At 48.6% G+C, this 25216-nt stretch carries 22 protein-coding genes; 3 read left to right on the forward strand and 19 right to left on the reverse strand.

Annotated elements, in window-relative coordinates; all coding sequences use genetic code 11:
- Positions 1 to 315 (forward strand): integrase core domain-containing protein (locus tag G6R30_RS03620; protein WP_213821555.1); only part of this gene is annotated, 315 nt, incomplete at its 5' end.
- 9 nt (positions 316 to 324) lie between these two features.
- Here the strand turns inward: G6R30_RS03620 and G6R30_RS03625 are convergent.
- The 10 genes from G6R30_RS03625 to G6R30_RS03670 all read right to left on the reverse strand — a co-directional run bounded on the left by G6R30_RS03625 (position 325) and on the right by G6R30_RS03670 (position 13504).
- The gene (locus tag G6R30_RS03625) at positions 325 to 2751 is read right to left on the reverse strand and encodes a DUF1542 domain-containing protein (protein ID WP_213821557.1); all 2427 of its coding nucleotides are present in this window, start codon (positions 2749 to 2751) and stop codon (positions 325 to 327) included.
- A 386-nt stretch (positions 2752 to 3137) separates the two neighbouring features.
- Complete coding sequence (locus tag G6R30_RS03630) at positions 3138 to 4445, reverse strand: 2-hydroxycarboxylate transporter family protein (protein ID WP_213821560.1); 1308 nt, start codon at positions 4443 to 4445, stop codon at positions 3138 to 3140.
- Between the two features lie 177 nt (positions 4446 to 4622).
- Positions 4623 to 5936, reverse strand: coding sequence for a 2-hydroxycarboxylate transporter family protein (locus G6R30_RS03635; RefSeq protein ID WP_213821563.1), 1314 nt, complete (start codon positions 5934 to 5936; stop codon positions 4623 to 4625).
- A gap of 66 nt (positions 5937 to 6002) precedes the next feature.
- On the reverse strand, positions 6003 to 6791 hold the full coding sequence (locus G6R30_RS03640) for an alpha/beta fold hydrolase (RefSeq protein ID WP_213821565.1): 789 nt from the start codon (positions 6789 to 6791) through the stop codon (positions 6003 to 6005).
- 65 nt (positions 6792 to 6856) lie between these two features.
- Positions 6857 to 8287, reverse strand: a complete 1431-nt coding sequence (citX, locus tag G6R30_RS03645) for a citrate lyase holo-[acyl-carrier protein] synthase (protein WP_213821567.1) — start codon at positions 8285 to 8287, stop codon at positions 6857 to 6859.
- Between the two features lie 281 nt (positions 8288 to 8568).
- A complete protein-coding gene (gene citF, locus G6R30_RS03650) occupies positions 8569 to 10107 on the reverse strand; it encodes a citrate lyase subunit alpha (protein WP_213821830.1) in 1539 nt (512 codons plus the stop codon).
- On the reverse strand, positions 10097 to 11008 hold the full coding sequence (citE, locus tag G6R30_RS03655) for a citrate (pro-3S)-lyase subunit beta (protein WP_213821569.1): 912 nt from the start codon (positions 11006 to 11008) through the stop codon (positions 10097 to 10099). The genes citF and citE overlap by 11 nt, the downstream gene beginning before the upstream one ends.
- A complete protein-coding gene (citD, locus tag G6R30_RS03660; RefSeq protein ID WP_213821571.1) occupies positions 11008 to 11301 on the reverse strand; it encodes a citrate lyase acyl carrier protein in 294 nt (97 codons plus the stop codon). The genes citE and citD overlap by 1 nt, the downstream gene beginning before the upstream one ends.
- Positions 11291 to 12349, reverse strand: a complete 1059-nt coding sequence (gene citC, locus G6R30_RS03665; RefSeq protein WP_213821572.1) for a [citrate (pro-3S)-lyase] ligase — start codon at positions 12347 to 12349, stop codon at positions 11291 to 11293. The genes citD and citC overlap by 11 nt, the downstream gene beginning before the upstream one ends.
- A gap of 3 nt (positions 12350 to 12352) precedes the next feature.
- The gene (locus G6R30_RS03670) at positions 12353 to 13504 is read right to left on the reverse strand and encodes an NAD(P)-dependent malic enzyme (RefSeq protein ID WP_213821574.1); all 1152 of its coding nucleotides are present in this window, start codon (positions 13502 to 13504) and stop codon (positions 12353 to 12355) included.
- Positions 13505 to 13792: 288 nt separating this feature from the next.
- On the opposite strand from G6R30_RS03670, the gene G6R30_RS03675 reads away from it, so the two are divergent.
- Positions 13793 to 14743, forward strand: coding sequence for a sugar-binding transcriptional regulator (locus G6R30_RS03675; protein WP_213821577.1), 951 nt, complete (start codon positions 13793 to 13795; stop codon positions 14741 to 14743).
- A 38-nt stretch (positions 14744 to 14781) separates the two neighbouring features.
- On the opposite strand, the gene brnQ is transcribed toward G6R30_RS03675, so the two are convergent.
- Positions 14782 to 16164 carry a branched-chain amino acid transport system II carrier protein gene (gene brnQ, locus G6R30_RS03680; protein ID WP_213821579.1) on the reverse strand — a complete coding sequence of 461 codons (1383 nt, stop codon included), beginning with the start codon at positions 16162 to 16164 and terminating at the stop codon, positions 14782 to 14784.
- Positions 16165 to 16327: 163 nt separating this feature from the next.
- Between brnQ and G6R30_RS03685 the strand changes: the two genes are divergently transcribed.
- Entirely contained in the window at positions 16328 to 16870 is a 543-nt protein-coding gene (locus tag G6R30_RS03685) for a YiiX/YebB-like N1pC/P60 family cysteine hydrolase (RefSeq protein WP_213821580.1), read from the forward strand.
- A 33-nt stretch (positions 16871 to 16903) separates the two neighbouring features.
- Here G6R30_RS03685 and G6R30_RS03690 read toward each other — a convergent pair whose 3' ends face one another.
- From G6R30_RS03690 to G6R30_RS03725, 8 genes are all read right to left on the reverse strand, one after another.
- Positions 16904 to 17131 (reverse strand): glutaredoxin family protein, encoded by a 228-nt coding sequence (locus G6R30_RS03690; protein ID WP_213821582.1) that lies wholly within the window; start codon positions 17129 to 17131, stop codon positions 16904 to 16906.
- Between the two features lie 111 nt (positions 17132 to 17242).
- On the reverse strand, positions 17243 to 18235 hold the full coding sequence (locus G6R30_RS03695) for an aldo/keto reductase (RefSeq protein ID WP_213821584.1): 993 nt from the start codon (positions 18233 to 18235) through the stop codon (positions 17243 to 17245).
- Positions 18236 to 18247: 12 nt separating this feature from the next.
- Positions 18248 to 19177, reverse strand: coding sequence for an SGNH/GDSL hydrolase family protein (locus G6R30_RS03700; RefSeq protein ID WP_213821586.1), 930 nt, complete (start codon positions 19175 to 19177; stop codon positions 18248 to 18250).
- A complete protein-coding gene (locus G6R30_RS03705; protein ID WP_213821589.1) occupies positions 19177 to 20142 on the reverse strand; it encodes a ribose-phosphate diphosphokinase in 966 nt (321 codons plus the stop codon). Before G6R30_RS03705 ends, G6R30_RS03700 begins: the two co-directional genes overlap by 1 nt.
- Before the next feature lie 76 nt (positions 20143 to 20218).
- Positions 20219 to 22762 carry an SF1B family DNA helicase RecD2 gene (gene recD2, locus G6R30_RS03710; RefSeq protein WP_213821591.1) on the reverse strand — a complete coding sequence of 848 codons (2544 nt, stop codon included), beginning with the start codon at positions 22760 to 22762 and terminating at the stop codon, positions 20219 to 20221.
- Positions 22763 to 22813: 51 nt separating this feature from the next.
- Positions 22814 to 23470 (reverse strand): histidine phosphatase family protein, encoded by a 657-nt coding sequence (locus G6R30_RS03715; RefSeq protein WP_213821593.1) that lies wholly within the window; start codon positions 23468 to 23470, stop codon positions 22814 to 22816.
- Complete coding sequence (locus G6R30_RS03720; RefSeq protein WP_213821595.1) at positions 23467 to 23805, reverse strand: cysteine desulfurase; 339 nt, start codon at positions 23803 to 23805, stop codon at positions 23467 to 23469. Before G6R30_RS03720 ends, G6R30_RS03715 begins: the two co-directional genes overlap by 4 nt.
- Before the next feature lie 33 nt (positions 23806 to 23838).
- Positions 23839 to 25203, reverse strand: a complete 1365-nt coding sequence (locus tag G6R30_RS03725; protein ID WP_213821597.1) for an RsmF rRNA methyltransferase first C-terminal domain-containing protein — start codon at positions 25201 to 25203, stop codon at positions 23839 to 23841.
- Positions 25204 to 25216: the final 13 nt, after the last annotated feature.

Genomic DNA, 25216 nt, shown 5'->3' on the forward strand with positions numbered 1-25216 from the left:
GTCTCCGACATTTTGGTTGAAGCATTGAAGCGACACCAAAAGCCGGCCTACTTACATACTGATATGGGAAGTGAATATACAAGTAGTGTATTTGAAAATCTATTGGCGACCAATCATATCCGTCATTCATATTCCAAGAAGGGTCACCCCTATGATAATGCGAGAATTGAAGCCTTTCATTCAATTTTAAAAAGAGAACTTATTTATCCGAACCAGTTTAAGAGTAAATTTGAGCTGGTTACGCGAATATCACGCTATATCCATCGATATAATCATGAACGGATTCATACCTATGAATCGAACCTAGTGATGTAAAAAAAGTGTCTAACTTATTGACATACGAGCAATAATGCTATTTTGAGTTTGGTCATCACGAGCACCGTTGACACCATCCGCATTGGTTGCACCGTCGATGGCGTCATCCATTTCCTTTTGGGCTGCTTTTACCTTACCTTCTGCAGCGGACTTTTCGGCATCAGTCATATCGTTATTATTTGCGATATCCGAAAGCTTCTGATTAGCCTTACCATCGACTGCGGCTTTGGCATTCTTCTTTTGCGTATCTAAATCAGTACCATGCGCCTGTGAATCAGTAATGGTCTTTTCAGCACCATTCAACAGATCAACGACAGACTGGGCAGTTTTGGCATCCGTGATGTTTTGTTCAGCTTTCGCAATTGCCTGATCCAGATTGTCCTTCCGAGTTTTCTTTTCAGAAGCCGTTAAGGTTGCGTCGTTATCAATCTCGTCTTCTGCATTCTTCTTATCAGTATCAAGCTGTGAAATGGCATTCTTGATTCGATCTTGCAGACTCTCTGATGCTTGGTTGGCGTTATCAATAATGCCATTTTGAGTTTGGTCATCACGAGCATTGTTGACACCATCCGCATTCGTTGCATTATCAATGGCGTCATCCATTGCCTTTTGTGCTGCTTCTACCTTACTTTTAGCAGTGGCCTTCTCATCATTCGTCATATCGTTATTATTATCGATATCCGAAAGCTTCTGGTTGGCCTTACCATCGACTGCGGCTTTGGCATTCTTCTTTTGCGTATTCAAATCAGTACCAGGTACGTAAAGCGAATCCATCGACTTTTTGGTATCGCGATATTTGTTGATATCATCAGCGGTTGTAGCGTCATCGATTTCTTTTTGAATATCGGCGATCGCTTGATTGACAGCTTTTGTTTGATTATCCTTTTCGGTTTGAGTCAGCGTATTATCAGCGGCAATCTTTTTCTTAAGTTCTTCACCATAATCCGCTACTGACCGCTTGGCGTCGCTCTTTTGCTTGTTAAGATCGCCATGGGCCTGGCTGTTAGTAATGACCGTTTCAGCAGCAGCCAAAGCATCAACAACCTGTTGCGCCTTTGTTGCGCTAGCAATCGTTCCTTCAGCTTTTGTAACGGCCTCATCAATAGCATTCTTTCGGTTTGTCTTTTCACCAGACGTTAAGGTTGGATCACCGTCTAATTCACTCTCAGCGGCCTTCTTATCAGCTTCAAGCTTTGCCTTTGCTTCCGCTTGACGTTGTTCCAAAGTCTCGGCCGCCTTGTTCGCATTGTCAATAATGCCATTTTGAGTAGCATCATCACGGGAACTATTGACACCATCGGCATTGGTTGCATTCGTAATGTTTGTGTCCATCGTCGATTGAGCATCCGTGACCTTTTTAAGGGCAGCGGCTTGCTCGGCATCTGTCATATCGTTATTTGCCTTAATGGCAGCGATCTGTGCATTCGCCTTATCGTCAACAATTTTTTGAGCAGCGGCTTTTTGCTTGTCTAAATCAACTCCAGCTGTATGCGCACCGTCAATCTTTGGAATGTAACTCTGTTCGATGGAGTCGATTGTTGCCGTATCAATCTCATAGTCCATCTTACCTTGGGCTTCGGTCAGCATTGGTGGAATCAATGCCTTTTGAGTGGTCTTTTCAGCAGTTGTCAAAGTCGGATCTGAATCAATGGCATTATCGATTTTTGTCTGTTCTGCCTTCAGCAGATCCATCATTTTGGTGGTTTCATCCTGAGCGGCCTTAACCTTTTCTTGTCCGTTGTTAATGTCACCATTCAATGAGTCCGTTGTCTTCGTTTGCACTTTAGCAGTCATCAATTGACTGTGAGGATTACCATCACTACCCGGCATATTTGAGTTCGCAGTAAATTGAATCCCAACTTGGTTGTAACTTGTGTCTAAGTCCGTTGTTGGAATATAGGCCCACTGTTTCTCCAATGGATACTGATACTGGAAAGTTTTAGTCGATCCATTACTTGCATAACCGTAGAATGAGTTACGAGTCCCCATTGATTGACCAGCTAACTGTGTGGTTCCAATAGCAATCGTAATATAAGGGTTTCCATTTGAATCTGCCCGCGCATAAGCCTGAACGATTCCAAAATTAACCCACTGGCTCTTAGCATCGTTCGTAACGAATTGGTTCACAGGTCCAATATTGACCCACTTTCCAACCGTTGCCTCACGTTTATTAGCAAAGGTAATCGCACTCGGATCCGAGTAGGTCTGATAACCATTGTTAAAGCGCGCAGGATTTGTTCCATTGTCTGTTGAATCATCCGCATTTACTGACAGCATCTCCGTAATGGGTGCCAAGTGGAAGACATCATGATAAATTGACGTGGCTGCACCACTACCAATGGCTGCCATGATGGCAAAGGATGCGACAGCGGCGAAGAACCACTGCTTACCAGCCTTGTACATTTTGTAGTGTTCTTTAATTAATTGATTCTGCATAAGAAGATCCCTCCGGAAACTCTCTTTTGAACTTACTCTGATTCTATTGAAACTCTTGAAAAATAAAATACAAATAATACACAATTTAGAAACTTTACCTATCGAAGCGACAATTAATTTAAACAAAGCTGACGTTTTAGTCAAACGGCACAACCATGATGATAGGCCAGAATTAAAAAAGGCCTAAAGGCGCCCTGTATTCTAATTCAGTTTACCTTCATTCCATCAATAGCTTTTCCTAAATTAGAGTGAACAGAAAATCAATAAAATAGAATCGCCAATTAATAGGAAGTAATCGTTACAAAATCTTAACTTTTATTCATTAATTATTGATAAAAACAAAGAAAAAAAGCCGACGCTTCCGCGTCGACTTTTTAAAAATGATTTTACAAAATCGTGATTAACAAACCACCCAAGATCAGGATGATGGCACCACCGATTCGGTTACCCATTTGGGCAAAGGCGATCAAGCCCATTCGGTTTGATGCTGACAAAACAGCAACGTTACCAGTTCCACCCATTGAGTTGTTGATCATACCACCGGCGATGGCTGATTCAACAGGATAAAGTCCGAAGAGCTTACCCAAGAACCCACCAGCGATTCCGATCGTAATAACCGAAACGAATGAGCAAAGAACCAATTGCCAAGTAACCGTTTGGAGCAACTTGTTCATGTCAACAAGGGCCAAACCGATACCAGCCAACAAGGCAGGTGTCGTTGCGTACGTAATCATGTTACCGAACATGGCAGCTGATTCTTCGTAGAACTTTGGTACCAAGTTGAATCCCTTGGCCAAGATAACCAAAAGGATCATGAAGGCAAAGGCGTTAATCTTTGGAACGAAGTGGTAGAGCACGTTTCCCATCATGTAGAAGGAAAGGGCAACCATCATACCGTTCATCAATTGACGGTTGTTAATTTCTGGCAAAGTCGTCTTCTTGATTTCCATGCCATCCGTTGCCTTCAACAATTCACCTTGACCGTTCATCTTTGACTTAGTCGTGAACTTAACCAAAAGTGATGAACCGATGATGGCCAACAAGTTGGCAATCACAACGGCTGGGAAGAGTTGGTTCAAGATGTCACCAGCTGACTGGTGCAAGGCACCGGCATAAGAAGCTGAAAGTGGCACGATTCCGGCACCAATTCCACCGGCCATCATTGGGAATGAGATGTACAAAGCGGCGTGCTTAAAGTCGTAGCCTAATCCCATACCAACCAATGACGTCACGATGAAGGCGATGATCATTGCACCAAAGGCAACTGGCAAGAAACGCACAGCTGACTTCAAGAGCAAGTCGCGGTCCATCTTCAAGATGGCTGAACAGATCAAAGCCACGATGTAGAATTCCAAAAAGTTGTTATCTGAGATAAAAGTCTTAATGTTTGCAACGGCCGAGTGAGGGACAAGACCCATTGCAGTGAAGGCTGATCCAGCAACAACGGCCAACGCAGACCCACCACCAAGGTAGGACTTCAAAATTGGCGTGTTGTTTCCAACGAAGAAGAAAACTCCTCCGAGAATAACGAGGGCAAACAAAGCCCCACCCATGTTTTTAGGCATGGCGTTCAGGCCCAAGACGGCAACCAAGAGAAGCAGCATCAAGATAAAGGCTACTCCACCGATGTGTGTCACTTGAACTTTTTCTTCGATCTTTGCAAAAAGACCTTTTTCTGAAGTTTGTTCAGACATAATACACTCCTGTATATCGATTTCTTGTAATAAATACTAAGCTAGTATAACACCAGGGTCGCCTTTTTTTAAGGAACATTTTGTAATTTCTGTATGATTATTAATTTAAAGTAAAAAAGAGCCTTTTTAGCTCTTTTTTCTTCGACTTTTTAAATTCTATTGAAAAATGCAAAGACCTTAGCCGCTGATTGACACCATGATACCCGCAACAACGAGGACAATGGCCCCACCGATTCGATTGCCCATCTGAGCAAAGGCAATCAGATTCATGCGATCAGCTGCCGATAAAACGGCAACGTTGCCCGTGCCACCCATCGATTGGTTGATCAACCCGGCCGTCACCGCCGACTCAATTGGATAAAGGCCAAAACGCTGCCCCAAGACAGCCCCAAGCCCCATCATCGAGCAAATCGAGACGAGTACGCACAGAACCAATTGCCAGGAGAGCGTCGAGACCAAAGCCGAAAGATCGAGCAAAGTCAGTCCCACACCAGCCAAAATACCATGCGTCATCGTTTTCACGATCACCTGGCCAAATGAAACGGCCGCCTCTTCGTATTTGCCTGGTAACAGGCCAGAGGCCTTGACCACTACCGTTAGCAAGATCAAGAACGCGAAGGTGTTCACTGCTGGCAAGAGTCGGTGTAAACAAATCCCTAATAAATAGAGGGCAAAGGCAATCATCATTCCGATTAAGAGCTCTTCGGCAACCACTTGCTTGCCACTTTTCGTACTTGTCTCTTCCCCGCTTCGGTTTCGTAGCAACCGTCCCTGCCCGTTCCAGGCTGAGTGCTGGCTGTTTTTAACAAGCAAACCAGCGGCGATGATGGCCAGCAAGTTGGATAAGACCAGTGGCGGGAAGAGCTGCGAGAGCACTACCCCGGAGGGTTGTCCGAGTGCCCCACCATATATCGAAGACAGTGGGACGATACCGGCACCGACACCCCCGGCCATCATTGGAAAAGTCACAAACAACGACGTGTGGTAAAAGCCAAGGCCAATCAACTGCCCGACCACACCGACAATCAAAACCGTCAAGAACATCGTTAAGAAGGCCACCGGCAAAAAGCGGACCGTTGCCTTCAAGACCAATTGCCGATCCATTTTAAAAATGGCCGAAACAATCAAGGACACGATGTAAAAAGCTAAAAAGTTACTGGTCGTCAGAAAGGTTTTAATTGACGAAAGCATTGGCTGTCGTACCCAACCAAGGCTAGCCAACAGGGCGGCGCCAACCGTTGCGAAGACGGACCCACCACCCAAGTAACTGCGAACAATTGGCAGGTGACTACCTAAGTAATAAAGCGCCCCACCCAAACTCACCAATGTAAACAAAACGCCAACCATGTTTTTGGGTAACCAATTGAGGGCGGCCATGGCGATCATCAAGCAAAAGAGCAAAATGAAGGCCAGAAGTCCGAAGCCGTCAATTGAGAGAGCTGCCCCCTTTTTTAACCAGACGCCGATTTGTTTCGAAAATTGCCGTGTCATAATCGATCCTCACTTATGTCTAAAGAATATTTTCACAAGTGTATTATAACAGGCAATGACCTTAATTTAATCGATGAAGCTATGAAGAATCGTGTTAAAGTCCGCTGGCTTCTCGAGATGTGGCAAATGCCCTGTCCCAGAAAGAACAACGACTCGGCTCTGTGCTGGAAAAAGTGGTCGGACTGTCTCGATATAGTTCGGCTTCCAAAGGGGCGACTGCTCCCCCGCCACAAAGAGAAGTGGGCGGCTGCATGCCTGCAGATTCTCCCGCCAGTCCGCAAGTAAGTGGTCTTCTAATAGTGGAAAGACCAAATCAAAGTTGAAGGGGTGGGCCTCCTTTTCGACTCGCAGCGCATCCTTAAATTGCTGCGAAACCGCTGCCACCGTCAATTTCTGGTGAAAAAAGCTTTTAGACAATACCGGAAAAGTCGTCCAGTTTAGCCCACGAATTCCCCCGTCCCAAAGCGAATCATTCAAGAGCTTGGGCGATTCATCAATCAGCACGACTTTGTCCAAGGCCTCCTCGCCAAAGAGCGACAGGTAAGCCCAAATGACGGAAGCGCCCATCGAATGACCAATCAGCAGGACTTGATCCAAGTCGAGCAGGTCGAAAAGTTCAGCCAAATCGGCTGCCAAGCGGCTAATGCGCAGATTTTTAGCCGTTCGAGCCGACCGGCCATGGGAACGCCAATCCATCGTCACCACTCGGTAGCCAGCTTCTTGCAGATCATCAATTTGATACTGCCACTCCGCTTGCATACCTGAAAAGCCCGAAAGTAAAACGGCCGTCTGCCCCTTTCCGGGTCGGTCTTGATAGTTCAGCGAAACACCGTCGCTACTTTTAAAAAAGGCCATGAAAACTCCTTCTTCCTTTTTGCTTCAATTGCCGGCGTGCCGCTTTCTACTTAGCCGCTAGCCGCTTACAGCAGACCCGTCAACCGTCCAAGAAAAGCCGTCAACACCAAATAGTCTGCCGCGCCACCCATTGATAGATTCCGAGCGACAAATGTCTGATCCAGTTCCTTCAAGTAGCGCATCCCCGCCTCCGTATTGGCACCACCAAGGCGGTTGAACTGTGCGACCCAGTCGGCCAGTTCGGCCGTGACTTTTGGATCCCCGGCCCGCTTGACCAAAGTCGAATCCACAATCGAGCCTGACAGCGCCATGAACGTGTTTAACAAGCGCTCATTGCGGCTCCCCCGACTCTCTCGCAGCGTTTTCAACCCAACGGTTGCCAATGGCTGCAAGCCATTGACGACTTCGCCACGCACACCGGTCAACTGAAAGTCTCGGTATTGCTGCTCGCCGGCAGTGAGTGCGCGATTGCCCTGGCTATCTGCCTGGGCGACTGTTTTAGCCAGTTCATCATCCAAGAGTTGGCTAGTCATTTGACTAACCACCGATTGAACAAAGGACAGACTCGGGCTCTGCTGATTGCGGCTGGCATAGCCATAGGCTGCAATCAAGATGCCCAGCGTAAAGATCGTTCCCTTGTGGGTGTTCACGCCATTTGTCGCCAAATACATCAGTTCCTCTGCTCGTCGACCACTTGGGCGAATGGCCGTCAGTAAATGACTTAATTGAGAACCACGAAAGTGACGGCCAGCATCGAGGCAGAGGCCGAAGTAATTTTCCAGAGCAAGGGAAGAATCGATGAAATCATAAACGTCCATGTCCGCATGGGCGCCGGTCGAAAGCGGATCGACGAGGCCGGGCTTCGGTGCTGTCACCGCCTCGGCCAGGCAGGCAAAGGTCGCCGCCTTCTTGACCATTTCCTCGTTCCAGGCTGGAATCACTGGATCAATGACAAAGTATTCTTCATAAATCCGGTTGACCGCCTCTTGGACCGCCGCCAAATCATGTCGCCTAGCCTTGGCACAGGCTTTGGCATCGTCATCGCAGACCAAACAGGTCCGCGGGGCAAAGCCGAGTTCCCGCCGCGATAATTGATAATCAGGTGCTGTCTTGGCCATGGTGTCGATATCAAAGAGCCGACCCATAAAGAACTGTTCTTCAAAGGCGATCGCCTTCTTCTTGATTGCCGTCAGATCACCAGTGACAACCAAAAAGCCTTCGGGACCTGTTGGCCGTTTGGAAAAGACCTCGAGATGACGGATTTCCCAGGTCGAGAGTTCGGCCAAGAATAGCTGCCAACCCGCTTGAAACAGCTGTTGAATGGCCGGCGAATTCTTAATTGCGCCCGGCATGTTCAATTTGACAGCGACCACGGTCTCTTCTTTAAAAGTCGCCTCGAGCTTTTCTTGTTTGGCCACCCGCCACTCCCGGTTTTCAAGCACCGCTTCGAGGCTGACGGCCCGGCCATTTTTAAATACATCAACGCGTTCACTCATCTACAAAAACCTCAACTAGCATGGATATGTTCTAATATAGCAGAAGCCAGGCAGATTTGCCCAGCAATCAAAAAAGGTCAAGGAGGCCAAGATTGGGCCCTACCACTTTCCTATTACAGCCCAACCATGGTCGACAGCCAAAGTTTTACTCACCTGTCAGCCAAAGGAAGCCAAAAGACGGTCGAACTCGACCAATCCATTCATCGATTAGGAAATCGTCGCGTTTTGGAAAGCAGAGAAAAAAAGCCGCCAAAAGGCGACTTTTTAACGCTTGGTTCAGCCTAATCCTCGACCTCTTTGATTACATCAATGAGTGAGCCATCACGGTACTCAGCCAGGGCGACCACCCGGTCTTTAAAGGCCAATGGCTTTGGCCGACCGACCAACTTTTCCGCCTTTTGTTGCAATTCTTCGATGGAATAAATTGGCAATCCCGGCACCTTCGACAAGGTCTTAATCAGATCTTGTCGCTTTGGATTAATGGCAATCCCAATCTCGGTGACGAGCACGTCAATCGAATCACCCGGTGTAATCACCGTTGTCACGTCGGGCACCACCGTGGCAATCCGGCCACGAACAAGCGGTGCCGAAATAATCGTCAACTTGGCTGTTGCTGCATCCTGATGCCCACCAATGGCACCACGAATCACGCCATCAGAACCAGACATCACATTCACGTTAAACTTCGTATCGATTTCGAGCGCTGACAAAATCGCCACATCCAGTTTATCGACCATGGCGCCCTTGTTGGCTGGATCCGCATACCAGGAAGCATCGATTTCTTGCTGGGCCGGTGAGTTCTTCATGGACGAAGCCGCCCCCTTGTCAAAGTCCTGAACGTCCATCACCCGGTTAACCAGGCCTTCTTCCAATAAATCGACGGTTGGCTTAGTAATGCCACCCAAAGCAAAGGAAGCCTTGATTTGGTTATCAATCATGGCCTGGCGCAGAAAACGAGTCACGGCTAAGGCCGCCCCACCAGAACCCGTCTGGAAGGAGAAGCCATCCTTAAAGTAGGGCGAGTGCACAATCACGTCATTGACCATTCGCGCGATTTGTAGTTCCTTTGGATCCTTGGTAAAGCGCGTGGCCCCTGAACCAATCTTATCGGGGTTTCCGACCTGATCGACTTTGACAACGTAGTCCACCTGGGTCTGCTTAATCGAAGCCGGCGTGTTTGGATAAGGCATCAAAGAATCCGTAATCAAAACGAGCTTATCCGCGTATTGGGCGTCCATTAGCGCATAGCCAAGGGAACCAAAGGCGGCATCCCCGTTCATCCCGTTGGCGTTCCCCATTTCATCGGCGTTTGGGACACCCAAGAAGGCAACGTCAATCTTGATTTCCCCGGACTCAATGGCCCGGGCGCGGTTTCCGTGCGAACGGAAGATGACCGGGTTCTTCAAGGCACCGTGTGAAACGGCATCCCCCAATGAGCCACGCATACCAGAAGAGGTGATATTGGTGACCGTCCCTTTTTGAATCGCTTCGACCACAATGTCATTCATAACGTTTGTCAAAGAAGAAGGTGCCAAAGTCAGGTTTTGATAGCCCGCATCGATCACTTCACGCATGACCATGTTGAAGACAAAGTCTCCTTCACGGAAGTGGTGGTGAAATGAAATGGTCATGCCATCACGAACCGTCGCCGCCACGACCTGCTTGATCGACTCGACCACCTTTGAAGGGCCAGTCTGCGCCTTGACCTTTGGCGCCACCCGTTGAATGGTTGGCTGGCCAAAGTCCGTCATTTGAAAGCCCTGGTCATTTTGCGTTTTTAACAATTGGTCCGGAATTTCCCGGTTCACATTATTCTTCAATGTCATTTCCCTCCGCATCAATCAGATTGTTAGCTTTTGCTAGTTTCATCACGCGTTCTGCGCGCATCACCACCGGACGATCGACCATTTGACCGTTCATTGCAATGACACCGGAGCCCTTTTGCTTGGCTTCTTCGATGGCGGCCATGACGTTTTGCGCGTTTTGAATTTCCTTTCGGCTCGGCGCAAAGACTCGGTTAACCGGTGCCACCTGGCGAGGGTTAATAATGGACTTACCATCAAAGCCAAGTTGATGAATCAACTTCGTTTCTCGGATGAAGCCCTCTTCATCGTCCAAGTTGGTAAAGACGGTATCAAATGCTGCAATCTTAGCCGCACGGGCCGCGTGTAAGATGACGTTTCGGGCATACAAAAGCTCTTGGCCATCTGGATAACGATGGGTCTTCATGTCCGTGGTATAGTCTTCGGCTGACAGGGCAATCCCAATCATGCGCTTCGAGGCGGAAGCAATTTGGTAGGCGTTGACCACCCCCATGGCCGATTCAATCGCGGCCATCAAGTGTGTCGAACCAACTTCTCGACCAAATTCCTTTTCGGCTGCTTCCACTAGGTTTTCAAGCTCGTGAATCATATCGGCACTTTCGGTCTTTGGCAATCGAATCACGTCGATGCCGGCCTTAACCATCGCCTTAATGTCGTTTTCATAAAAAGGCGTGTCCAACCCGTTAATTCGAACAACCAGTTCGGCATCCCCATAATCGAAGGTTTGCAGCGCTTCATAGACAAGATAGCGGGCTGCGTCCTTTTCATTCATGTTCACGGCATCTTCTAGGTCGAACATGATCGAGTCGACACCAAAAATACCGGCATCTTTAATCAGTCCTGGGTTATTGCCAGGCACAAACATCATGGTTCGGCGTAAGCGTTCGTCTGCAGCCATTAGAGCACCTCCCAATTTGGTTCATCTTTTAAGTCCAGGGCGCGTTGTGCAACCGCAATAGCCCGGGCCTTGATAACTGGTGTTAAGGCGCCTTTGTCCACGACTTTGACCAAGACGTTCTCAATGTCATAAGCCTGCAAGACGGATTGAATCGTGGCCATGATATCCTCGCCAAATTGCTTTTTAACATCTGAGGTCAGGTCAAAGTGAATGCCCTTTTCGCCCTGACTCAGCATAATCTGAATGTCCGAAGACTCCAAAGTTCCGGCCAAGGCCGTTTGCTTAATTTCCATGAATTTGTTGTCCTTTCGCGATGCGTTCCATGATTGCTTCTTGGTTTGTCTTGATAAAGTCCAAAGTCGTTTCTGGTAGTAAATCAGCTAAGGAAGACAGTTGCTGGTCCTTTAATGCTTGACGGACCGTACGGGCTGAAATCGCCTGACCATCTTGGCTTAGGCGGGGCACTTCCTTGACTGCAACCTGAGGCGGCAAAATTTTCTTTAATTGCTGATTATAAAGGGCCGTCGTGTGCGAGGTCGGTTCGGTCCCGATATAGCGAGCCGAAAGCCCAAGCGGTTCGGCAATCTGCTGCTTAAAGAGTTCGGCATCCAGTGCCGTTTGAAAGCGGATGGCTTGGTCTCGATCATCAATGAAGTAGGCGGGAAACAATAGGTAAGAAACCATGTAATCGCCCCCATTTGCCACCACGACGTTGGCTATGTCCTCGCTCCCTTTTTGAACCATCGCCATTCGCTCGGTCGTTTTAAAGAGCGAAACGTCCTGATTCACGACAAAGACCATCACCCAATCGTTTTCTTGCGCAGCCTGTTCTATCAAATAGCGGTGCCCCTTGGTAAAGGGATTGGCATTCATCACAATGGCTGCTGTTTGACCTGCGTCAACCGGCTTTTTCGGTAGCGACGCCCGGTATTGCTCAATGTTGGGCGTTCCCTTTTCTAAAATCAAACCAACCGCCGTTTTGGCCAAAGTCCGAAAGCCGATGTGCTCAAAGGCTTCCTGATAAGTTGCTTTTGTAAAAACAAAGAGATGGAAGCAACCCTTTTCCGCCAAGTCTGATTCAAGGGCCGACACGATTTGATTAAAACGTGAACCAGGGTGTTCCTCCCCCGCATGGGAAACGGCGATGTATTTGATGACCTGTCCGGCAATGGAGCCAGTCCCGACCAGCTGGTCTTGTTCATCATAAAGACCGAGGGTTTGATCAATTGGTTGAACTTCTGCCTGATCAAAGTCAACGACACCCTGCTCTTCCAAAAAGGCCATCCACTGTTTTTTCGAGGCTTTGGAAAAAAGGTAGAGATCTCGAATCTTTTCAACCATTATTTATTCGCCCTTTCGAGCATAGTCCAGAACCGCCTTTGTCACGGCATCCACCACTCCTTGGTCAAAGACTGCCGGCACGATTTTATCCGCCCTTGGTTCTGGTACCAAATCGGCTAACCCTTGGGACACCTTGATTTGCAGTTGTGAGTCAACATGCTTCAAGCCTGAGGCAAGCAGTCCCTTGAAAAGACCGGGAAAGGCCAAGACGTTGTTCACCTGGTTCGGCCATTGCGACGAACCCGTTGCCATCACGGCAACACCAGCAGCCGCGGCTTCTTCCGGATCAATTTCAGGCAGCGGATTGGCCAGGGCAAAAACAATGGGCTCTTTTGCCATCTTTTGAACTTGTTCTTTCGACAAAACATTGGCAGCCGAAAGACCAATGAAGGCATCGGCGTCCTCAATGACTTCGTCTAAGCTATCACCAGCCACTTCTTGAACCCGATCGGCCAAATTTCGCTGAAAATCATTGTAGCGATCATCATTTGACCGCACCACGCCATGAATATCAACAAGGGTTTGCTGCTTGATACCGGCTGCTAAGAGTAGGTTCGCGGTTGCTAGGCCAGAAGCGCCGACACCCGTCAGGACGACTTTTAAATCCGTCAATTTCTTCCCGACAACTTTGGCAGCGTTCATCAACCCGGCCAGCACAACGATGGCTGTCCCCGTTTGATCGTCATGGTAGACCGGAATGTCCAAATCCTTGGACAAGCGTTCGACCAATTCGAAACAGCGGGGAGCCGCGATATCTTCCAAATGAATGCCAGCAAAGGAAGGCGCCATTGTCTCAATCGTTTTGACCAAGTCATCGACGGACACTTGATTCAAGGCCATGGGAATCGCGTCCACATTGGCAAAGGACTTATAAATCAGTGCCTTTCCTTCCACAATGGGCAAGCCGGCCCCAGGACCGATATTTCCTAAGCCCAGAACGGCCGTTCCATCGGTAATCACTGGAATTAATTTACCAGACATGGTGTACTTCGCCTGGTCTTCTGGATGCGCTTGAATATCCTTTGCTAAGGCAGCAACACCAGGCGTGTAGGCCTTTCCCAAATCGGCAGGATCCTTAATCGCAAAGGTTCCCTGCAGCTCTAAAACGCCGGTGTGCTCGGCGTGCAAACGCTGTACTTCTGTTTCTTCGGCCATGGTCGATCCTCCTCTTGGATTCGCCGCTTCTTGATACCCTCATTGTAAAGCGCCCTGGAATCGAAGTAAAGAAAATCCTTTTATATTTTATTAAAAAACGGAATGTTTTTGTTTTATTTTAATTATTTAAAGGCTTTTTATTTTTTTGAATTTACCTGAAAATCAAAAATTTGGTGAAAATTGTAAATTTACCGAAAATTATTGTAAAATAAGTTAAATCATTTCCTTTCATTAAAAAGATTCGTGATTTTTTTGAAAGAAAAACAATTCATAAAGTAAGGGGTTACCATGCCAGCAACGGATCCAAGTTTACTCGCTCAAATTTCAGAGGATTATTACCTCAATAAATTATCATTTGGTGAGATTTCCGATAAGTACGCCATTTCACGCTACTTAATTAACAAATACCTAAACGAAGCGGTGAAAAACGGGATCGTTAAAATCGAAATCGCCCAAACCGCTTCCCGTAATTCCCAGTTGGAACAACTGTTCAAGGAGAAGTTTCCGAAAACAACTTGTTACATCATCCAAGACGATGCAACGGAAACGGCAACGGAAGAACTGCTGGCCAACTACGCCGCCAATTTTGTGGTGAAGCACCTCGAAAAGGGCCCCCACATCGTCGGCATGACTTGGGGTGAAACCATGTATTCGATGATTGATGCCATCACCAGCAATCCACTCGATCAGGTTAAATTCACGCAGTTCGTTGGCGAAAACATGAAGTACAACTCAACGGCCGGTTCGGTTCGAATCGTCGAACGCGCAGCTAAAAAGGTCGCCGGTGAGTTTTTGACTTTGCCAGCCCCACTCTACCTATCCGATAACACCGTTCGAAACGGCCTCTACGAAGCCGTTTCAATCAAACAAACACTGGACGTGGCCAAAAACATGGACACCGTTTTGACCGGGCTCGGCACCATCGCCTCCCTCGAATCGATTGCCATTTGGAACCAAAACATCAATCGCCTCTTCCCAGAAGTCCGGCTGGGCGAAGTGGCCGGTATGATTTACGGTCGTCCATACGACATTCATGGCAAAGTCTTAAACCCCGATTCTGATAAAACCGTTGGTTTGTCATTGAACACCATCCTCAGCGTGCCAAAGCGTATTGGCGTCGTGCGGTCCAAGGCAAAGTTTAAGGCAGCCATTGGTGCCTTAAACGGTCAGTTCCTCACGGACTTAATCATGTCCGAATCCTTGGCCTACCGGATTTTAAACGAAACAGAAGAAAAGTAACCATAAAAAAAGCTGCCCGAATGGGCAGCTTTTTTTACTTACTTCGCCTCAATGGCATCGACCGATGGGGACTTTTTAATGAATTGAACGGCTAAACCAATGACCAATCCTGCGATAGCAAAGAGCACCCAGGAGAAGCCGTGTGAAGCCATAAAGACGTGTTCTTGATACCAGCCAAGGTGCTCAACACCGTTTTGGCTATAGCTAACAAAGCCACCAAGGGCCTTTGCAAAAGGCACCTGAGTTAAGCCATCACCGATTGACCCAATCAAGGTCAAGCCAATTGACCACTCGAAGAGGGCCTTCGTCCGACCCAACCAGGGCGAAACAAGGTTTAGCAAAACCAAGGTAATGGCTACTGGGTACATAATCAGCAGAACCGGAACGGCCCAAGCAATGATCTTATCCAAGCCCAACAAGGCAACCAAGAAGGCCAAACCGACAGCAAGCGCTAACCAGCCTTCGTAAGAAACCTTCGGAAAGGCCCTGTGAAAGTCATGTGCCATCGAAGATGATTCCCCCATCGCCGTGGTAAAGACGGCAACCGGTCCCATCACGGCTAGGAAGACCTGGCCAAAGGAACCGAAGTAGTTCATCATGATTTGGGTTAAGGCAATCGCTCCGTTGGCCGAAATCGTTTCCTTACCAAGCGAACTGGCACCCAACATAATCAAACCGACGTAGACCAAGGACAGGCCAATCAGAGCCCAAGTTCCCGTTTTAACGATGATTTTAGCAACGTGAGCCGGCTTGTGATAGCCCATGTTTTCGATCGCATGCACAATGGCTACGCCCAAAACAAGCGAAGCTAAGGCATCAACCGTGTTATAACCCTCGATTGCAGAGGACAACACAGGGGCTGACTGATAGGCCGACGTCACGTGCTGGCGCAAATCACCCATTGGCCAAACAAGGGCCAAGACAAAGACCACCGCTAAGAGAATGAGGAAGGCCGGGTTCAGATACTTACCAATGACCGACGTAATCGAATCGGCTTTTAAACAGGCCCAGTAAACCAAGATAAAGTAAATTAAGGAAAAGATGACGAGGCCCAGTTGCTGCGCACTTTCTGGTAACCAGTTAGCGATTGAAAAAGAATAGGCCACCGTCGCTGTACGGGGGGCCACCACCAAGGGACTTAAACAAAAGTGCAAAATCACAACAAAGACAATTGAGACACGGGGGCCGAGTGGCTTAATGAGGTCAAAGACCGAACTCGACCGTGTCACACCCAACGCGACCAGGGCCAGTAATGGTAGTAGGACAGCTGATAAGATGAAGCCAAAGGTGGCTTGTCCCCATGCAGCACCGGCTAGTTGTCCCAGGTGGACAGGAAAGATCAGATTCCCGGCACCAAAGAACATACCAAAAATTAAGGACACCATCAGTAGGTTTTGCCGCCATGTTAATTTCTTTTCCATTTACGACTCTCCAATTGAATTAATCGTTTTAAAGCTTACTCACATCTATCCATTGTACTCGCTTTTCTTCCGTCACGCCATTGTGTTTGGTAGAAAAGCTGACGTAAAAAAGGGCAGCTTTTCGGCTAATCCTCTGCTATGCTAAGAAGAGAGGAAAACTGCCATGACAGCATTACAAAGCGCCGACCTAGCGTTTGTTCGGCCCAGCAAAAGAGCACTCGACGAAGCCATTAATCAAAGCACCGTCGAAGCAGAAGAAAAGGGTTACGTTCACGTCGCCCTTGTCGTCCATGAGCAAGGGCAACTGACGGTTATCGAAGCAACAGTTGACAGCGGCGCTGTTGAACGCCCTTTGACAAGCTTTTTACAGGACCATGAAGGCCTCGTTGACTTTTATCGGCTGAAGGATGGGCCAAGAAATCCCACAGCTATTGTAAAACGTGCACGGCAATTCATTGGCCAGCCATACAATCACGGCTTCTTTGAAAATGGGCCCGGCCTCTATTGTTCGCAACTGGTCACTAGGGCCTTTTCCGACGAGCAAGTCTTTAAAGAAGAGCCGCTCCAATTTGGTCCAAACGGAACAATTCTACCCCATTGGCTTGACTACTATCGAAAACTGCAGCGAGCAATTCCAATCAAAGAACTGGGCTCTTCACCCAATAGTCTGCTGCGTTCTCACTCGCTTATCGCCCTTCACGTTTAATCGAAAAAAAGGCTCAGCACTCGTGAGCCTTTTTTAGATACTTTTGATGTATTCGTTTAATTTCTTAGGTGAAAAGCCAAGCCAATCACCAACGGAGGATTCAACGATTGGCGTCCGCTTCTTCCCCTCTTTCTTAAAGCGATCATACAAGTCCGGTTGCTGATCCAGGGAAACCTCTTCGTATGGCACCTTCCGTGTCTTCAGGTAAAGCTTAGTTGCTGCGCATTCGGCACATGTCTTGCGAGTATAGAGTTTAAGCATCACGACGCCTCCTAATATAAAATTGGTATATTCCTTATTTTAACGTTTTAAGCGACTTTTTCAAGGGTTTCTGAAGGAAAAGAAAAAAGAACCGAAGAATCGGTTCTTTTTTTATCCCTTAATAATCTTTTCGATGGCCGCTAATTCGTCCGCCGTAAAGTCAAGGTTCTTGGTGAATTCAAGGTTATCTGACAAATGGTCCGCGGAAGAAGTCCCAATGATCACGGATGCCACGCGCTGATCTTGAAGCAACCATGCAAGCGACATTTGTGAAAGCGTCTGATTGCGGTTCTTAGCCATTTCATTCAGGGCGTTTAACTTAGCAACCAAAGCGTCACGACCGTCATCAAACAAGAAGCCGTTGGTCTTATGGATTGGAAAGTCGGCTGGAATCCCCTTCAAATAGCGATCCGTCAGCAAGCCTTCCGCCAAGGGCCCATAGGCAAAGAGTCCGGCGTGGTGTTCATCCAAAATATCCAACAAACCGGATTCCTTTTCCTGCTGGTTCAACATATTGTATGACACTTGATTTCCGATGAAAGGCGTTCCCAAATCCTTAAAGATTTCAGCAATGGCCTTTGTTTGTTCGGCCGTATAGTTTGATACCCCGACGTACAAAGCCTTTCCCTGCTTCACCAAATGATCCAGGGCCCGTGCCGTTTCTTCCATGTTGGTGTTTGGATCAAAACGGTGAGCATAAAAGATATCAACGTAATCCAGGTTCATTTTTTCAAGGGAAGTGTCCAAGGCGTTCACTAGCGTCTTTCGACCTGAGAATTCGCCAAGAGGGCCCGGCCACATGTGATAGCCGGCCTTTGTCGTAATGACCAACTCGTTTCGGTAGGGCTTCAAATCAGATTTGTAGACCTGACCAAACGTTTCCTCCGCCGTTCCGTTATTGGGCCCGTAGTTAAAGGCATTATCAAAGGAGAAAATACCAGAATCAAAGGCCTTCAGAATGACTTTGCGAGAATTTTCCAGAGGCATTGTATCCCCAAGATTTCGCCAAAGTCCAAAGGAAACGGCTGGTACAATCAACCCAGAGTCGGACACGCGCCGATAGGGCAACTTTTCGTAACGATCTTCTGCTGCTTGGTAAACCATGTAAACTTCCTCCTATAAAATCTGAATCAGTTTCTCAGCGATTCGTTCATGATCGGCTAAACCAGGGTGGTGTGGCCTGGTTGGAATCTGCCAATCCGTCGTCTCAATGACGGTAAAGCAATCAAAGCGGGCGGCTTCTGCTTTGAAAATGTCGGTAAATTGCCCATTCCAGGGCGTCAACACGTAAAAATGCGCTTGGTGGAAACGCTTGACTAACTCTAACAAGTAGACACGTAGGCCAAAGGCAAAGTCTTCTTCAGAAGCTCCGTAGTGCCCATCGTTCAAACCGTAGGCAACCACCACTTGTTTTGTTCGAACCCGTCGTCTTGCAATGTTTTCACCCACTCGCCAAAGGGCGTCAATCGCCTTTGGTTCCTGGAATGGTGCGGCAGCCGTCAATCCGGTCCCGCCATAGGCGATTCGATTTAAGGGCAGGCCCTTTTCTCGTGCAACGATGGCTGGGAAGGACTGACTAGGGCGGTGCCGGTCGTGGGCAGCCCCCGTCATAGCTTCTCCTGCGACAATCGAATCCCCCACAAAAGTCAAATAAGGTCGGACTTCTTGTTCGGCTGACGTTGGCAAAGTAGCGGTCAATTCGCCGGCACCCGTAAAGGCGGCCTTCTTAACTGTTAAGCCGCTTTGCCAAAAGGCAACCTGACCCGTTGCCCACTGGTCCAAAGTCAAGTGATAATCGTGTTTGCCAGCAAGGAGCATCACGGTTAGTTCACGACCATTAACCGACAAAGGCGCTTGATTTTCACCGTCGATGGTCAGTGTCCAGGTCATTTCGGGGTAGTCCGCATCGAAAAAGAGGCTGAACTGACCAGCGCCATCGGATGAAAAGGCAAAATAGGCACCATACTGCGAACAGCGAATGCCGTCCTCATCGCCAATTGCTGACCATTCTGGCGAAGCAATGCTTAATAATTCATGTTCTCTCATCACTGTGCCTCCCGCTCCTCTTTTGGCAGGAGAACTTGGGCGAGTGACTTGTGCTCAATCACCTGCTTCAAGGCTTCGGCGAATAGCGAGGCAACGGAAATCACTTCGAGTTTTGCAAACCGCTTTTCTTCTGGAATCGCAACGGTATCCGAGATCATTAAGCGGTCCAAATCAGAGGCTTGCAAGGCTTCTGAGGCTTGACCCGACAAGACCCCGTGGGTGGCAAGGCCGGCGATTTCTCCCGCGCCCGCCTTTTTCAAAGCCGAAGCTGCTTTCATCATTGTCGCACCAGTGTCAACCATGTCCGCCACAATAATGGCATGCTTTCCGGCAACGTTTCCCGTCACCCGGGCCGGCTGATTCGAATAACGCTCCTGATCAATGATGGCCCACTGACTGTCAATCGCCGAAGCCAAGCGTTGCACTAGCTTCAAAGTCGATGGTCCTGAAGCAACACAAACCACCTCTTGGCCGACCAGCCCCTTCTTTTCGAGGTAGTCAACCTGTGCGGGCAGGGCAATCAAATGATCGACTGGAATATCGAAGAAGCCCTGAACTTGAGCCGTGTGCAAATCCATGGTCATGACCCGTTTAATGCCTTGATCCTGCAACATGTCGGCAATCAAGCGGGCCACAATTGGTTCTCGTGACCGTGTTTTACGATCCGAACGGGCGTAACCCATGTAGGGAATAATCACATTGATGGACTTAGCGGAAGTCCGCTTGGCCGCATCAATGAAAATCATCAACTTCATGAAGTTTTCGTTGACCGGATCAGCAATCGGTGCAATCACATAGACATCGATTCCACGAACGGAGTCGACGATTCGTTCGTAGATTTCGCGGTCGGCAAAAGTCCGAATGTCAACGGGTGACAATGGAACGCCGACTTGTTCAGCGACTTGTTCAGAGAATGCTGGGTTAATTCCTAAATCAAAGAGACGAAATTTTGGATTAGCAGTCATATTGGCTCCAGGCGGTTTCTTCATTCTTGCGACTGTTCGTTGCAAACAGTCTTTACTACTTACATTATACTAAATTTCAACGCACTGCTGGCATAAAATCAGCCGGACTTAGGTCGTCCATGCCAATCAGTGGATCAATGCCGGCTGTTAAATGGGCAACCGTGAGGCTGGTATCGTCCAGCATGGCCTTTTCATTTTCAGTCCTGTTCGGCTTGATTGAACTTTCAGGACCTTTTTTCAAAGGCTTTTGCTGACCTTGCTTGGCCCCTTCTTTCTCAAAGTCGCCCTTTTCGGCTGTTGCTTTTGACTTGGCAGGAGCAAGCTTGGCATCCACCGGCTTCTTTGGGCGCTTGGCTACCGGCTTTTCCAACTGAGATTGCGTCCGAACATCCCCTGCAATCAGTGCCGCTAACTTAGTTTGGCGTCGAGGCACCTCATGTTCGGCCGCATACTGGTAGGCATCGTAGTCGCCAACCATCACAAGGGCCTCTTTGGCACGGGTAATCGCCGTGTAAACAAGGTTTTGATTCAACATAATCTTAAACTGGGAACTCAAGACTAGAATCACTAGCTTAAACTCGTTCCCCTGTGCCTTGTGAATCGTGGTTGCATAGGCCAAAGTCAATTGGTTCAAGGTCTTTGTCGTATACCAGACCTCTTGGCCGGCAAAGTCGACCACCAGGGCATCGGCAGAAACACCCTTATCCGATTGATTGTGGACCGCGACAACTTCACCCATGTCCCCGTTGTAGATGTCACGCTCACTGTCGTTTTCTAGCTGTAAGACTTTATCACCGAGACGAAAAACGGTATCGCCATATTGCAGCGTCTTTTGACCGGGTTTGACCGGATTGAACAGATCCTGTGCGAGCTGATTTAAGGCATTCACCCCCGCCGCTGTCTTGTACATGGGAGCCAAAACCTGGACTTGATCGGCTGTAAAGCCTTTTTTAATGGCCGAAGAAAGCACCTGTCCCACCGCGGATGGCACCTGCGCCGTCCGGGTCAAGAAGGTCGAACGATCCTTTTGCTTTTCTTCAAAGTCTTCTGGCAACCGTCCCTGATTAATAGCCGAAGCCAAAGTCGAAATCGACGATCCCTTCCCCTGTCGGTAAATCCGCTGGAGGGCAACGTGGTCAACAGCCGGGCTATTGATCAGATCAGCCAAGACGTTTCCAGGCCCCACCGATGGTAATTGATCCGCATCCCCCACCAGCACGACATGCATCGTTTTTGGAATGGCCGAAAAGAGCGTGGCCGCCAAAGTCGAATCAAGCATCGATGCCTCATCGATAACAAGCAAGCCACCTGAGAGCGGGTTGTCGGCATCAAATTCAGCGTCGTCTCCATCCGAGATTCCTAACAGGCGATGGATCGTCGTGGCCTCATAGCCGGTGATTTCCGTCATTCGTTTGGCCGCACGACCGGTTGGCGAAGCCAGGCGAACCCGCTGCTCCTTTAGCCAATCCTGGTCTTTTCCACCATCTTTGGCCTGCTTTTTAACCAGCGCCTCCCAGGTTTTGATCAAGGTTTTTGTGACCGTGGTTTTCCCGGTACCGGGCCCACCCGTTAAAACAAAGAGCTGGCTTGAGAGCGCCTTTTTCACGGCCTCTTCTTGTACGTCATCGAGTGTCAGATTATCTGGGACAACAAAGGCATCATCGATGGCAGGCAAGGTCGTTTCAATGGCCGAACGCTTTTCCGAAAGCTCTTGAATCTTATCGGCGACGGTTTGCTCGGCTAAGGCCAAATCTCTTGGTTGATAGGCGCCTTCTGAAAAGGTCAACCGCCCTTCTGCAACGAGAGCACCCAAGGTCGCGTCAATGTCTTGGGAGCCCTCCAATAAAGCACCGCCCAACATGTTTTGCGCGCTTTGCCTTGCTTGTTCCACCGTTAAGAAGGTGTGGCCGTGGGCAAAGCAACTGCCCTGAATCGCCGCAAAGACCCCGGCCTTCAACCGTTCTGGACTCTTGTCATCAAAGCCTGCCGAACGAGCAATCGCATCGACTTTTTTAAAGGGCAAACCGTCCACATCATAGACCAGCTCGTAAGGCTCTTCTTGCAAGATGCGCTGCGCTTCTTCCCCGTAACGGTCGAACAAACGCCCAGCCAAATCCGCTGACAGGCCGACCCGGTGGCCAAAGGCAAAAAGTCGTTCCAGCCCCATGTTATTGGTCAACGTCTCCACGAGGTTGTCGGCCACCTTCGGCTTTAAAAGGCCGTTCAAGACCGTTTTATCGGCCAAGATTTTATCCAGTGCCCCTTCACCCAGTGCATCGACCAGCTTCTCTGCCGTTTTCTTTCCAATACCGGCAAAGTCGCCCGATGAAAAGAAGGCCACCAGGCCTTTTTCATCCGTCGCAACCTGATTTTCATAACGGGCCGCCTGAAACTGCTGACCATAGCGCGGGTGAGTCACCAGTTGGCCAAAAAAGGCGTAGGTCGACCCTGGTTTAACGGAGGCAAAGGTGCCCGTCACAATCAGTTCTTCTTCGTCCCAGTCAAAGTCATTTTCTTCAACCGAAACGGAAAGAATCTTAAAATAAGAATCCTTCGCCGCAAAAATCACATTTTGCAGCACACCCTTTACTTGATTGTCCTCAGAAATCGTTCTTGCCATCTCGTCCTACTTCTCAATATGTACGGTACAAAGCTGTACCATTTTCCCATGCTAAATGGTGGTCGAGGCGTCTTGCGCCTTGCCCAAATAATCCGTTTGATTCCAAGCAAGCAAATCAAAGTGTTGACCATCCGCCGTGTGGATGGTGGTTGTTGACGTGTTGGACAAGCCACCCAGTCGCGAGCGAATTTCAGCTCTTGGTACCCCTAACAAATTCGTCATACCAAAAGTCAAAATCAGCCCATGGGCAACAACCAAGACCGCATCATCTGGATAATCCGCACTCACTTGTTCGATAAAACGGCGGAAACGAGCCACGGCCTTCGTATAGCCTTCACCATGAAAGCCCTGCCCCTCAAAGTTTTCCAAATGGTTTCGATACGTATCGAAGGCCTGGGGATAATCGCGCGCCACGTCGTCTTTCTTTTGGCCTTCCCAGTCACCGAGCCCGACTTCGACAATGTTGGAATGCAAAGAAAGGTTTGGGCTGTCCGGTAATCCCTGAACAATCGTGGCCGCTGTCTTTTGCGCCCGTGGTAAAGGAGAGGAAAAGGCCCGTCGAATCTTCTTATCCTTTAAGAAGTTCGCCACCTTCCCCATATCATCATAGGAGCTTTTTAACAGCGGCGAATCGCCATGGGCCCCTTGGAAACGCTTTTCCAGGTTCCATTCCGTCTGACCATGTCGTACAAAGTAAAAAGTTGTCATGCCACTTGCTCCAAAACCTGCCGTTCCACTAATTCTTTCAAAAAGAAGGCCAGCAATTCCATCATTTGGTCCTTATCCGCCCGCTTTTTAATATCAACGGGGCCACCAGCAGCGCCAACGACGTCGACTTTGGCAGTTGACAGATCCTTTTGGAAAACAATTTTCAACGAAATGGCTTGATCAATCGGCTGATCCGGCTGCAAGGAACGCTTCAGCACAAAAGCCCCGGCGTTGTTTGTCATGAAACCTAAATCCATCAAGGTAAATTTCTTAATGGCCGGGCTGATGGCAAAGTCACCAAGCCCCTCGATTTTAAATTGCTTTTGAAATGCCATGTCATCTCTCCTTTTTATAAACAAGTGGGCGTTCTAATGGCGAAGGCCCTTTGGATAAAAGTTCTTCAATTGACCATTCACAAACTTGGCCCAACCGACACCGTTACCGCCGGCAGTCATCAAGACAAAGCCCTTTTGCAAGTCCGCCTTGGTGTTTAATGCCTCGCCATGAATGTAAGCCTGCCAGTCACTTGAGTCATCAATGGCAAAAGTCTGTGCCGCCTGATCAGGCTGAATCGCCAAGGCTAAAGCATGGTCTGGTTCAAAGCGTTTCTTCTTAAAAGAACCCAGGCAAAGGCCAGCCCGTAAGATTTTAATGCGACCAAAGGCCGGACAGTCAACTGGCATTAAAAAGACCCGATCGCCAAAACGCAGTAGCCGGGAAGAATCAACGACCAGGCCAGGAACGGTTTGCTTCAAGAAATCTTGCAACAAGGCCGATTCCTCAGAAGAAAAACGATCGGCCTTTTGTCCTTTTATGGCTGGTCTCGTCTCTTCTTCATCATCTTTTCGGCGCAGTTTGGCGACAAAGTGTCCTTCGCCTGCTAAGTCCTGTGGCCACAAGCGTGCGGTTTTGGTGAGATCCGAACGCCCGTCTGCCCATTCTGGTCGGCCATCTTGAATGCCTGATCCAGCGACTTTGTCAATTTCTAGTAGTTCGAATTCCGGATAAGTTGCTAAGAGCCAGGCAATCGTCTGCTCATCTTCTTCCGGTGCAAAGGTACAGGTCGAGTAGACAAGTACCCCACCCGGCTTGACCATCGCCACCGCGTTGGCTAGAATCTCTTCCGACCGTTCGGCACATTCCCGTGGGTAGCCCTCTGACCAATAGGTGATGGCTTCGGGATCCTTTCGGAACATCCCCTCACCAGAACAGGGACTATCAAGCAACACGCGGTCAAAAAAGTCCGGCAATAACTGGGCTAAATCCTTGGAATCAGCCGAAGAAACAATGGCGTTTTGAACACCAAAACGTTCGATGTTTTCGGATAGAATTTTTGCTCGGGAAAAGAAAATCTCATTCGTCCAAAGCAATCCCTGTCCCTTCATTTGACCAGCTAATTGCGTGGACTTTCCGCCAGGTGCCGCCGCCAAATCAAGCACTTTTTCACCCGGTTGAGCGGCCAGGACCTCGGCTACAAATTGGGCCGATGGCTCTTGCGAATAGACCAGCCCCGTTGTATGATCGATACTTTTTCCAGCCACTTGCCCAAAATAACCATTAGGCGACCATGAGATTGGCTGTTCTAATGACAGGGAAAGGGGCTTTTGATTGGCCTTTAAGGGGTTCAATCGGAAGCCCTTGTCAACGGGTCCTTCTAAAGCCGCAAAAAAAGGCCCACTTTCGTTGCCGAGCAGGTCTTGATATTTTGCGATGAAAGCTTCTGGAAGTGCCATAGTCACCTCATCT

This window comes from Fructobacillus parabroussonetiae, assembly GCF_018437265.1.
GTDB classification, from domain to species: domain Bacteria; phylum Bacillota; class Bacilli; order Lactobacillales; family Lactobacillaceae; genus Fructobacillus; species Fructobacillus parabroussonetiae.